Below are 11,909 nucleotides of genomic sequence, written 5' to 3' on the forward strand. Positions count from 1 at the left end.
CAACGTGCTCTCATCTGCTCCTCCCTTCTTCGCCGCCTTGTGCCATGCCGTGCGGCGCATTGACGGCCTCGCTGCGCCTGCGCATCAACCGATGCACACAACAACACCCCCCCAGACGGTTGGCAAGGCAAGCTGCGCGGTCGACGGGGGCGTACCGGACCCGTTGGCCTGGGCATACGTTCCACAGGCGCGTCCGCACCGCTCGGACGCGCGCGTCCCAACGACCCTTGGCCGGGAGATGCCGCCATGATCCAGCCGCCCGCCCCCCCCACCGCCGCCCGCCCCCCGCATCGCGCCCGGGCATGGCTCGCGGGAACCGCCGCCGGTCTGGTCGCCGCCTGCCAGCCGGGAGGCACCGCCGCCGACCCCTGCGCCAGCCCCGCCAACGAGATCGTGGCCGAGAACTGTCTCGAGGGGCACCCGCCCACGGAGTGGGACGTCAACGGCTACGGGGACCCGAGCATCCAGGGGTTCGGCACGGACATCGCGATCAACCGGGGGGAGGCGATCGAGTTCAAGATCGACACGGATTCGGACGACTACCGGATCGACGTCTACCGCATGGGCTACTACGGCGGCATGGGTGCCCGCCGCGTCGACTCGTTCGAGCCGTCCGCGGCCCTGCCCCAGATCCAGCCCGAGTGCCTCCGCGGCCCCATCCCGGTGCTCGCCGAGGGGGGCGGGATCGAGACGTGGCCCGCGCCACTCGTCGACTGCGGCAACTGGGCGGTGTCGGCTTCGTGGCAGGCCCCCGAGGACGCGACCTCGGGGATCTACTTCGCCCGGCTCGTTCGCCAGGAGCCGGTCGAGGGCTGGGTGAAGAACGATGAGTTCGAACCCACCCCGATCCCGCCCACCGGCGAGGACTCCCTGTGGGAGGCGCCGGGCTTCCACGCGGTGATGCGTAACGCGCTCCGCGAGCCGCGCGCCAGCCACATCTACTTCGTCGTGCGCGACGACGACGGCGAATCCGACATGCTCTTCCAGACCTCGGATCTCAACTGGCAGGCGTACAACCGCTACGGGGGCCACAGCGTGTACGGGCGCCTGAATCCCGAGCGGATCCGGCTCCACGGGGGGCCCCCGCGCGCGCCGAAGGTGAGCTACAACCGGCCCTTCGAGACGCGGCACTACCGCGCCGTGAACATGGTCTTCAACTCCGAGTACCCCATGGTCCGCTGGCTCGAGCGGAACGGCTACGACGTGAGTTACACGTCCGGGGTCGACACGGACCGGCGTGGCGAGGAAGTGCTCGAGCACAGGGTCTTCCTCTCGGTCGGACACGACGAGTACTGGACGGGCCAGCAGCGCCGCAACGTGGAGGCGGCCCGCGCGGCCGGCGTGCACCTCGCCTTCTTCAGTTCGAACGAGGTCTTCTGGAAGGTGCGCTGGGAGGCCAGCATCGACGGGGCCGAGACGCCGTACCGGACGTTTGTGACCTACAAGGAGACACAGGACCACCGGAAGCTCGATCCGGTCGAGTGGACGGGACTGTTCCGCGATCATCGTTCGATCAACCCGGAGGGTCCGTGGCCCGAGAACGCGCTCACCGGGACGCTGTTCACGGTGAACGCGTGGCGGAACGACCCCCTCATCGTGGACGCCGAGTTCGCCGATCTGAGGTTCTGGCGCAACACGGAGGTCGCGCGGCTGCAGCCCGGTGAGCGGTACGTGTCGATCAAGGGGATCCTCGGTCACGAGTGGGACTCGGACATCGACAACGGATTCCGCCCGCCGGGGCTGTTCCAGGTCTCCGCGACGACGATCGACAACCTGCAGTACTGCGTGCACCCGGGGCGGGGGTGCGAGACGGGGTCGGCGACGCACAACGCGGTCCTGTACCGGCATGAGAGCGGCGCGCTCGTCTTCGGCTCCGGCACGCTGCAGTGGCCGTGGGGTCTCGACGCCCACCACGACACCGAGACCGGCGTCCCGCCCGAACGCCAGAACGGCATGGACACCAGGGTCGGCGTGGATCCGAACGGTCCGGATCTGGTGTTGCAGCAGGCGACGCTGAACCTGTTCGCGGACATGGGCGTGCAGCCCGCCACGCTGCAGCCGGACCTGGTGCCGGCGACGGCTTCGACGGATGACGTTCCGCCGACCTCCTCGTTCGAGGCGCCCTCGGGGCCCGATCCGGAGAGCGGCATGATGACGATCACCGGGACGGCGGCGGATACCGGCGGCGGCGTGGTTGCCTCCGTGGAAGTGTCACTCGATGACGGACGGACATGGCACCCGGCCCGCGGCCGGACGGACTGGAGCTACGCGTTCGACCCCAGCGCGTCGGGAGACGGGGCCACGATCCTCAGCCGCGCCGTGGACGACAGCGGCAATCTGGAGACGCCGGGCGGGGGCGGCTGAGGCCCCGACTCTCCGTCGCCGTTGTAGACATCTGAAGGCTGGGTCATGTTTCGGGGACGGGACGGCCGGAGGGTCGGCCGTCCGCATGCCGACTCCGACCCGGAGCTGTCGCCATGACCGAGCCGCGCCCGCTTGTCCGTCCCTTCTTCTTCGTCTTCCCGGCCGCGACCCTCCTGGTCGCGGGGGGCTGTGAGTCCTTCGGCACGTCGGCGGGCGATCCGTGCGCCGCCCCCGCCAACGAGATCGTGGCGGAGAACTGTCTCGAGGGGCATCCGCCGACCGAGTGGGACATCAACAGCTACGGCGATCCCAGCATCCAGGGCTTCGGCACGGACATCGCGATCAACCGGGGGGAGACGATCGAGTTCAAGATCGACACGGATTCGGACGACTACCGGATCGACATCTACCGGATGGGCTACTACGGCGGCATGGGCGCGCGCCGGGTGGACTCGTTCGAGCCGGCCGCGGCGCTGCCCCAGATGCAGCCCGAGTGCATCCGGGGTCCGATCCCCGTGCTGGCCGAAGGGGGCGGGATGGAGACGTGGCCCGCGCCGCTCGTCGACTGTGGCAACTGGGCGGTCTCGGCCTCCTGGCAGGCGCCCGCCGACGCGACCTCGGGCATCTACTTCGCCCGGCTCGTGCGCGAGGACCCGATCGATGGCTGGGTGAAGAACGACCAGTTCCGGGCGACACCGCTCCCCCCGACCGGGGAGGACTCGCTGTGGGAGACCCCGGGATTCCGGGCGGTGATGCGGAACGGACTGCGCGAGCCGCGCGCCAGCCACATCTACTTCGTGGTGCGGGACGATGACGGCGAGTCCGACATGCTGTTCCAGACGTCGGACCTCACTTGGCAGGCATACAACCGGTACGGCGGGCACAGCGTGTACGGACGGCTCAACCAGGAACGGGTCCGGCTCCACGGAGGACCGCCGCGCGCGCCGAAGGTGAGCTACAACCGGCCCTTCGAGACGCGTCACTATCGGGCCGTGAACATGGTCTTCAACTCCGAGTACCCGATGGTCCGCTGGCTGGAGCGAAACGGGTACGACGTGAGCTATTCCTCGGGCATCGACACGGACCGGCGCGGCGAGGAACTGCTCGAGCACAGGGTCTTCCTCTCGGTCGGACACGACGAATACTGGACGGGACAGCAGCGGCGAAACGTGGAGGCGGCCCGGGCGGCCGGGATGCACCTCGCCTTCTTCAGCTCGAACGAGGTCTACTGGAAGGTGCGCTGGGAGGCGAGCATCGACGGGTCCGGCGAGCCGCATCGGACGCTCGTCACCTACAAGGATTCGCAGGATCACCGGCGGCTCGATCCGGTCGAGTGGACGGGAGAGTTCCGGGACCACCGCTCGATCAACGCCGAGGGCCCGTGGCCGGAGAACGCGCTCACGGGGACGCTGTTCACCGTGAACGCGTGGCGGAACGACCCCATCATCGTCGACGCGGAGTTCGGCGACCTCAGGTTCTGGCGCAATACGGAGGTCGCGCGGCTGCAGCCGGGTGAGCGCTACGTGTCGATCAAGGGGATCCTGGGCCACGAGTGGGACTCGGACATCGACAACGGGTTCCGGCCGCCGGGGCTGTTCCAGGTGGCCGCGACGCCGATCGACAACACGCTCTACTGCGTCCACCCTGGGCGAGGGTGCGAGACGGGCACGGCCACGCACCACGCGGTGCTGTACCGGCACGAGAGCGGCGCGCTCGTGTTCGGCTCGGGGACGCTGCAGTGGTCGTGGGGCCTCGACGCGCACCACGACACCGAGACGGGCGTCCCGCCGGAGCGTCAGAACGGCGCGGACACGCGGGTCGGCGTCGATCCGCACGGCCCGGACCTCGTCCTGCAGCAGGCGACGATGAATCTGTTCGCGGACATGGGCGTGCAGCCCGCCGCGATGCAGCCGGATCTCGTGCCCGCCACGGCTTCGACGGACCTCGTCCCGCCCATGTCGTCGTTCAACCTGCCGTCGGAGCCCGATGCGGAGAGCGGCATGGTCACGGTCACGGGGACGGCGTCGGATACGGGCGGCGGCGTGGTCGCGGCCGTCGAAGTGTCGCTCGACGGCGGGACGACGTGGCACCCGGCTCGTGGCCGAACCGACTGGAGTTACGAGTACAACCCGGCCGCAATGGGCGGCGAGATCTCGATCATGAGCCGGGCCGTCGACGACAGTGGAAACCTCGAAGTCCCGGGCGTGATCATCCGAGCCGAGAGCGGGGGCGGCTGACCCCTCGTGGCCGTCCCGGGACGCTCCGGTGTGCGCCGCCTCGCGCAGCCGGAAGGCGTTCCTCGAGGAAGTGGGCGCATGGGCTTGAGACCACGCGGCGGTCTACCAGTACTCGACCTCCAGTCCATCGATCCGGTCAAAGCTCCGCCGGTCCCGTGTGGCGACTCGGTAGCTGCCGCTGACCGCCGTGGCCGCGATGACCAGGTCGTGTGCGCCGATGGGAGTGCCCTGGCGGCCAAGCTGCTGCGTCAGGATCGCGTGGACGCGAGCCACCTCAAGATCGAACGGAACGACCGGAAACAACGCGAGCCACCCTTGGCAATACCGTTCCGTTCTGACCCGCCGGGCCCCACTTGACCGGTACACGCCGTACAGGAGTTCCGCCGCCGTGATTGCCGCGATGGCCCCGAATGTCCCGGGATCGCGGAAGCCGAGGATGGCATCAGCCTCAAGTTGACCCCGCTCGATCGCCACGAGGATGCTTGTGTCGATCAGCGTTCCCAAGGATCTACCGGCACCTCCGCGCGATTGAAGCGGGCGATGCCTTCCTCCACGTCGCGCAGGTATTCCTCACCGGGAGACGGGATGATTCCCTGTCTGGCGATCTCCGCGAACTCCCTCAAGGTCAGCGTTCGGTCTTCCTCAGGGCTGATCCGGGCGACGGCTTTGCCGCGGTGCTCGACGACGTACTCGGCGGCCCGCTCACGGACCTCCGTCAAGATCGACCCGAAGTTTTTTGCGGCCTCGGTCGCGCTTACCCTGCGCACATGCGGTGGGAAGTCCTGCCTATTTGACATGCCACATATTACGTATATTACGGATTTTCCGCAAGTATGGCGCTGCCGCTGAACTCACCGTGGACGCGACCGCCGCCGGGGAGTGCGGCGTACCGGGGCCGTCCGGTGCCCCGCTGGGACGGGCCTCAGCGGTTCGTCGGGAAGCCGAGATCGACGCGGCTGCCGGCGGGGTCGGGCCAGCGCGTCGTCATCACCTTGGGTTTCGTGTAGAAGTGGACGCCCTCGGGGCCGTAGATGGCGTGCGCCCCGAACGCGGACTCCTTCCAGCCGCCGAAGGAGTGGTATCCCACGGGGACGGGGATCGGGACGTTGAGGCCGACCATCCCGGCGTCCGCATCCTCCTGGAACCGGCGCGCCGCCCCTCCGTCGCGCGTGAAGATCGCCGCGCCGTTCCCCCACGGGTTGTCCCGGAGCAGGTCGACGGCCTCGTGGTACGTGCCTGCCCGCACGACACAGAGGACGGGCCCGAAGATCTCGTCTCGGTAGACCGTCATGTCGGGCGTGACGTGGTCGAGCAACGTGACGCCGAGGAAGAAGCCGTCCCCGTCGAACTGTGCCTGCCGACCGTCCAGGACGACGCGCGCCCCGGCCTCGGCGCCCTGGCGGACGTAGTCCGCGACGCGGTCGCGGTGCTCGGCCGTGATGAGCGGGCCCATCTCCGAGGCGGGATCGTCGCCCGGGCCGATGCGCAGTTTCTCCATGCGCACCCGGATCGCGTCGACGAGCGGATCGGCGCTGTCGCCGACCGCGACCGCGACGGAGATCGCCATGCAGCGCTCCCCTGCCGACCCGTACGCGGCGGATACGGCGGAATCCGCGGCCAGGTCGATGTCGGCGTCCGGGAGGACGACCATGTGGTTCTTGGCGCCGCCCAACGCCTGCACGCGCTTGCCGTGCGCGGAGGCCGTCTCGTACACATGTCGCGCGACCGGAGTCGAACCCACGAAGCTCACCGCCTGCACGTCGGGGTGCTTGAGCAGACGGTTCACGGCCACATGGTCGCCGTGCACGACGTTGAGGACGCCCGGTGGAAAGCCGGCCTCGTGGAAGAGTTCCGCGATGAAGTTGGCTGCGCCGGGATCGCGAGGTGACGGTTTCAGCACGAACGTGTTCCCGCACGCGATCGCGTTGGGGAACATCCACAGCGGCACCATGGCCGGGAAGTTGAACGGCGTGATCCCCGCCACGACGCCGAGCGGCCTCCGCACGGAATACACATCCACGCCCGTTGAGGCCTGCTCGTTGTAGGTCCCCTTCAAGTGCTCCGCGAGTCCGCACGCGTACTCGATGTTCTCCAGGCCGCGGGCGACCTCGCCCATCGCGTCGGCCAGCACTTTTCCATGCTCCGCCGTGAGCCGCCGGGCGATCTCCTCGGCGTGTTCGGCGACCTGATTGCGGTATGCGAACATGAGCTTCGTGCGTCGGGCGACGCTGACGCCCCGCCAGTTCTCGAACGCGGCGGCCGCCGCCGCAATCGCTTCGTCGACCTCTGCGACGCTGGCCAGGGGCAGTTCACCGGTCCGGTGGCCGGTGGCGGGGTTGAACACCGGCGAAGTCCGGCCGGAAGCCCCGGATCGCGGCTCGCCTCCCACCCAGTGTGGAATCCGCTCGGCGCGCCTGCCACGCCGGCCCTGGCCGCCTCGTCCGCCGAAGGGACGGACGCCGAAGAAAGCAGCGTGCTCACCTCACCCCCTCGTGGTAGCCGAGGATCGCCTTCACTTCCAGAAACTCCTCGAGCCCGTGACGGCCCCACTCGCGGCCGTTGCCGGACTGCTTGTAGCCGCCGAAGGGGACCCGGAAGTCCGGGCGCGCCCCGTTCAGATTCACCTGGCCCGACCGGATGCGGCGCGCGACCGCCCGTCCGCGTTCCGGATCCCCCGCCGACACGTAGCCGGCGAGACCATACGGCGTATCGTTGGCGATACGCACCGCGTCATCATCGTCCTCATATCCGATGAGCACGAGGACCGGGCCGAAGATCTCCTCGCGCGCGACGACCATGTCGTTGCTCGCATGCGAAAAGACCGTCGGCCGGACGTAGTACCCTCGCTCCAGCCCCTCCGGCCGCCCGGGCCCGCCCACGGCGAGCCGTGCACCTTCGTCGATCCCCGTCTCGATCAGCCGCTGAATCTTGTCGAACTGCACTTCGGACACGGCCGGGCCGATCCCGGTGCCTTCGACCGCGGGATCGCCGACCACGACCTTCTTCGCCGCCGCGGCCGCGATCTCCGCGGCCTCGTTCATGCGCGCGTGGGGAACGAGCATCCGCGTCGGCGCGTTACACGACTGGCCGGTGTTGTTGCACACGGCGAACACGCCCCGCGACACGGCCCGCCCGAAGTCCGCGTCATCCAGGATGATGTTCGCCGATTTGCCGCCGAGTTCCTGTGCGACGCGCTTCACGGTCGGCGCCGCGTTCCGGGCGACCTCCACGCCGGCCCGCGTGGAGCCCGTGAAGGAGACCATGTCGACATCCGGGTGCGCCGAAAGCGCCGCGCCCACGACCGGACCTGCTCCGTTCACGAGGTTGAAGACCCCCGGCGGCACGCCGGCCGCATGCAGGATTTCCGCGAAGATCAGCGCGTTGAGCGGCGCGACCTCCGATGGCTTGAGCACCATCGTGCACCCCGCCGCCAGCGCCGGTGCCACCTTGCAGGCGATCTGGTTCAGCGGCCAGTTCCACGGGGTGATGAAGGCGCACACTCCGACCGGCTCCCGCACCAGCAACGACGAGCCGAGGTCGGTCTCGAACTCGAAGTTCGCGAGGATCTTCCCCATCGTCCTCAGGTGCGCCAGACCGGAGGGCACCTGGGCCTGCACGGCGAGGCTCATCGGCGCGCCCATCTCCGCGCTGACGGTGGCCGCCAGGTCCGCCGAACGGGCAGCGTAGCCCTCGCAGATGCGCTCGAGGAGCGCGACCCGCTCTTCCCGGCTCGTCCGCGAGAAAGTGTCGAAGGCGACGCTCGCGGCCGACACCGCGGCGTCAACGTCGGCCTGCCTTCCCATCGCGATGGCCCCGATCACCTCCTCGGTGGCCGGATTGATGACGTCCAGTGTCTCGGCGGTGGACGGTTCGACCCACGCCCCGTCGATGTAGAACTTCCGAAGGTTGTTCACGGATTTCCTTCCGGGCCGCAGGCGGCGTTGTGGTGTCGCGCGTTGCGTATTGTGCGAGCGAGTCTCTCATGTAACGGGCAACCCCGGCGGGGGCGAACTGCCTCCCGCCGGGGTCGATCCTACCTTCCGGGGTCCGCCTCGACTACCGGCGACCTCGGGTCCTGCCCGGTGCCAGTGGCTACGCTTCCGAGCTCACCCCGTCAGCCACGACCACCGATAGTTCACGCGAACGTAGTAGTAGCCGCCGTTGAAGCCGAACGGCGAGCTCTCCGGATAGAGGAGGCCCACGTCGTCGGCCTCGTCCGGCGTCTGCGTGGACGGATACGCGTCGAACAGGTTGTTCGCGCCGATGGTGAGTGACGCGTCCTCCGTGAGGTCCGCCGACAACTCCATGTCGACGAGGAACCGCCCGGGGAAGGCGACGCCCTCGACACCACCGATCACCACGCCTCCGACATCCACCCACGAATCGTACCAGGTGCCCCGCACGAGGGCGCGCACCCCGCCCAGCGTGTGCATCACGTTGAGCGACCCCCGCCACGAGGGGACGGACAGCTCGAGCTGATCCAGCCGGTCCTGGTCGATGACGTCGGGATCGTGCTCGGTGACCGTCGTGCCGTTGTAGTTGAAGAGCGCGCTGAAGCTCGTGTTGCCGCCCATCGACGGCGGCGTGTAGTTCGCCACGATGTCGAGCCCCTGCGTCCTCGTGCTGAAGTCGTTCGTGAAGAACCGGAACTCGGCGAGGTTGGCGGCGCTGGTGATGCCTTCGGACAGCAGCCGTGTGACCTCATCGTCCTCGAGCGAGAACGTCTTCGTCTGCGCGAAGCGGTCCGAGATCGAGATCCGGTAGTAGTCCATCGTCAGCTTGAACGCGTCCGCATCGAACACGGTCCCCGCGGTCAGGCTGAACGCCCTCTCGGGCGACAGCTGCTCCCCGCCTCGAAGCGCCGCGACGCCGGAGGTGGAGGGGATCGTGCCCCGGTTCACGAGGTCGCCGATCGTCGCGTCGAAGACCGTGGAAACGTTGAAGGCGTTCTGCTGCCCCGGCGTCGGCGCGCGGAAGCCCGTGCTTCCACCGGCGCGGAGAGCGAGCTGGTCGCTGACCTCGAGGCGGGCCGAGACCTTTCCGGTCACCTGGCTTCCGAAGTCGGAGAAGTCCTCCCAGCGCAACGCGGCTCCGATCGTCCACGGGTCGTCGCTGCCGCCCAGGTGAACATCACCGTAGACGGCCACGTTCTGGCGGTCCCAGTCTCCCGCGGCGATCGGGCTGAAGCCGGGGAAGCCGTTGGAGGACGAACTGAAGCCCTGCTGGGCGTAGGGGCCGATCCTCCACGACTCGTCCTGCCCCTGTCCGATGACGAAGCGCTCGTCACGGCGCTCGAGCCCGCCCGCGAGGTGCACCTGATCGCTCGCCTCGTACGCGACGTCGAAGTTGAGGTTGAACTCCTCCTGCGTGTAGAGACCCGGGTCGAAGTGGGTGGGCGTCTCCGGTCCGAGCGCCGCATTCACCGTGTTGTAGATGAAGAAATCTGAGGTGTGACTGCCGAAGCTGGCGCTTGCGTCCCAGGAAAAGCCGCGGCCGTTGCTGCCCTTGACACCGCTGACGACAGCCCAGTCGGTGACGTTGCCGCCGAACTGGGGCGTGAAGCCGCCGGGGAACAGCTCCTGGAAGGAGAAGCAGTTCGGATCGGCGAAGACCTGCCCCAGCGCCACGGGATCCGGCACGTTGTTGGTGATGCGGACCACGGGGCAGTTCGCCGACCCGTCGTTCACGCCGTCCCTCGCGTCGAGCACATCGCCGATGAGGAGCGTCTCGCCCCTGTCACCGCTGAACACGCCGCCGCGCGTGTTCGGATTGCGGAAGAAGAACCCGCCGTCCACCTCCTTGGTGGAGAGGTTCCCGAACGCGTAGAACTGCTCGTCATCGCTGAACGTATAACCGGTGTTGAGCCATACCTTGAGGTCGTCGTTGACCTCGGGCGACCCCCAGATCTGGGCCGTGGGCGTTCGCACGGCGAGGTTGCCGGCGGAGCGGAGTCCGATCGCGTCGGCGCGCTGGATGGCCCGGTCGGTCGGATCCTGGTTTCCGTACTCGACGCTGAGGTTGGCGAAGCCGGTGGCCCCCAGGGGGACCCCGACGTTGCCGGAGACGGTGAGCATGTCTCCGTCGCCTTCATAGTAGCTGCCGCTCTTCACCTCGATCATGCCGCCGTCGCGGTCGTCCTTGAGGATGAAGTTCATCACCCCGGCGATGGCGTCCGAGCCGTACTGGGCCGAGGCGCCGTCGCGGAGGACCTCCACCTGCCGCAGCGCGATGCCGGGAATGGAGCCGATGTCGACGCCCTGGGCGCCATCCGAGAGACCGGCCCCGAGCCACGTGATGATCGATCCGCGGTGACGCCGCTTCCCGTTGATCAGCACCATGGTGTGATCGGACGCGAGACCCCGAAGGTTGGCCGGGCGCGTGATCGTGGCCGCGTCGCTGATGGGCTCGACGCGGACGTTGTAGGACGGGACCACGGTGCGGAGCAGGAAGTCGATGTTCGTCTCCGCCTGGCTGGTGATCTCGGACACCGGGATCACGTCCACCGGGACCATGGACTCGGTCACCGTTCGCGGCTGCGCGCGGCTTCCGACCACCACCAGCTCGCCGAGGTTGATCGCCGACAGGCTGAGCTCGAAGTCGAGGGTGGCAGCCTGTCCGCTGGCGACCGTGACCGTTTGGGTCTGCACCGCGAATCCGATGAGCCGGACCTCGACCACGTGGTCGCCGCCCGGGACATCGGGAATCATGTACGCACCTCCGGGGCCCGAACCGACCGAGATGTCGAGGGCGGGGATCGCGACCCGCGCGTTGCTGAGCCCCGCCCCGCTCTGGGCGTTGGTCACCCGGCCCTCGATTGAACCCTGGGCGTGGGCCGCAGCGGGTGTCGCCAGGAAGGCGAGAATGGTCAATGCGCGTTTCAGCATACTTGTCTCCTGCGGTTTGGTCGTTGCCACGATCCGGCTCCGTCGTCACTTCGCCCGCGGGCCCGAGCCGGTGAGCCCGCGACTCCTCGAATGGGTCGTACTACAGAGGCGCCCAGGGCATCTCGATCGAGCGCCACATGTGCGCGACCGGGCTGTTGTCGTACCCCAGACCCTCCTTCGGTTGTTTGAAATGGCGTCCGATGATGTCGATGAAGGGGTCGAGCGAGACCTCCATGTCATCCTGGAACGCGTAGGTGTCGTTCACGCAGATCATGCGCGCCGAGACGTACAACGGGTGTTTCGCGGCGTACTCGGCCGCCTGCTTGATGTAGTCCGGCGGGACGTAATCCTCGCCGAAGATCCGGTTGTACATCTCCGGGTACTCGTAGCCGTACTCCTCGTCCGGGTAGAACCGCAGCGCCCC

At 68.4% G+C, this 11,909-nt stretch carries 7 protein-coding genes and 1 pseudogene; 2 read left to right on the forward strand and 6 right to left on the reverse strand.

Features of this window, described 5'->3' with window-relative positions; all coding sequences use genetic code 11:
• Positions 1 to 246 precede the first annotated feature (246 nt).
• Both ACOQPP_RS08695 and ACOQPP_RS08700 read left to right on the forward strand, forming a co-directional pair.
• Positions 247 to 2,364, forward strand: coding sequence for a N,N-dimethylformamidase beta subunit family domain-containing protein (locus tag ACOQPP_RS08695; RefSeq protein WP_420636325.1), 2,118 nt, complete (start codon positions 247 to 249; stop codon positions 2,362 to 2,364).
• Between the two features lie 431 nt (positions 2,365 to 2,795).
• Complete coding sequence (locus tag ACOQPP_RS08700; protein ID WP_420636330.1) at positions 2,796 to 4,601, forward strand: N,N-dimethylformamidase beta subunit family domain-containing protein; 1,806 nt, start codon at positions 2,796 to 2,798, stop codon at positions 4,599 to 4,601.
• A 102-nt stretch (positions 4,602 to 4,703) separates the two neighbouring features.
• Here the strand turns inward: ACOQPP_RS08700 and ACOQPP_RS08705 are convergent, their stop codons facing one another.
• From ACOQPP_RS08705 to ACOQPP_RS08730, 6 genes and pseudogenes are all read right to left on the reverse strand, one after another.
• On the reverse strand, positions 4,704 to 5,105 hold the full coding sequence (locus ACOQPP_RS08705) for a PIN domain-containing protein (protein ID WP_419164911.1): 402 nt from the start codon (positions 5,103 to 5,105) through the stop codon (positions 4,704 to 4,706).
• The gene (locus tag ACOQPP_RS08710; protein WP_419164910.1) at positions 5,093 to 5,320 is read right to left on the reverse strand and encodes a hypothetical protein; all 228 of its coding nucleotides are present in this window, start codon (positions 5,318 to 5,320) and stop codon (positions 5,093 to 5,095) included. Before ACOQPP_RS08710 ends, ACOQPP_RS08705 begins: the two co-directional genes overlap by 13 nt.
• Before the next feature lie 203 nt (positions 5,321 to 5,523).
• Complete coding sequence (locus tag ACOQPP_RS08715) at positions 5,524 to 7,002, reverse strand: CoA-acylating methylmalonate-semialdehyde dehydrogenase (protein ID WP_420636331.1); 1,479 nt, start codon at positions 7,000 to 7,002, stop codon at positions 5,524 to 5,526.
• Between the two features lie 76 nt (positions 7,003 to 7,078).
• Positions 7,079 to 8,515: an aldehyde dehydrogenase family protein gene (locus ACOQPP_RS08720; protein WP_420636326.1), complete on the reverse strand. Its 1,437-nt coding sequence runs from the start codon at positions 8,513 to 8,515 to the stop codon at positions 7,079 to 7,081.
• 192 nt (positions 8,516 to 8,707) lie between these two features.
• On the reverse strand, positions 8,708 to 11,485 hold the full coding sequence (locus tag ACOQPP_RS08725) for a TonB-dependent receptor (protein ID WP_419164908.1): 2,778 nt from the start codon (positions 11,483 to 11,485) through the stop codon (positions 8,708 to 8,710).
• 100 nt (positions 11,486 to 11,585) lie between these two features.
• Positions 11,586 to 11,909 (reverse strand): annotated as a pseudogene (locus ACOQPP_RS08730) (hypothetical protein); the annotation flags it as partial.

Origin of the sequence: Candidatus Palauibacter sp. (assembly GCF_965222475.1) — a bacterium.
GTDB lineage: Bacteria > Gemmatimonadota > Gemmatimonadetes > Palauibacterales > Palauibacteraceae > Palauibacter.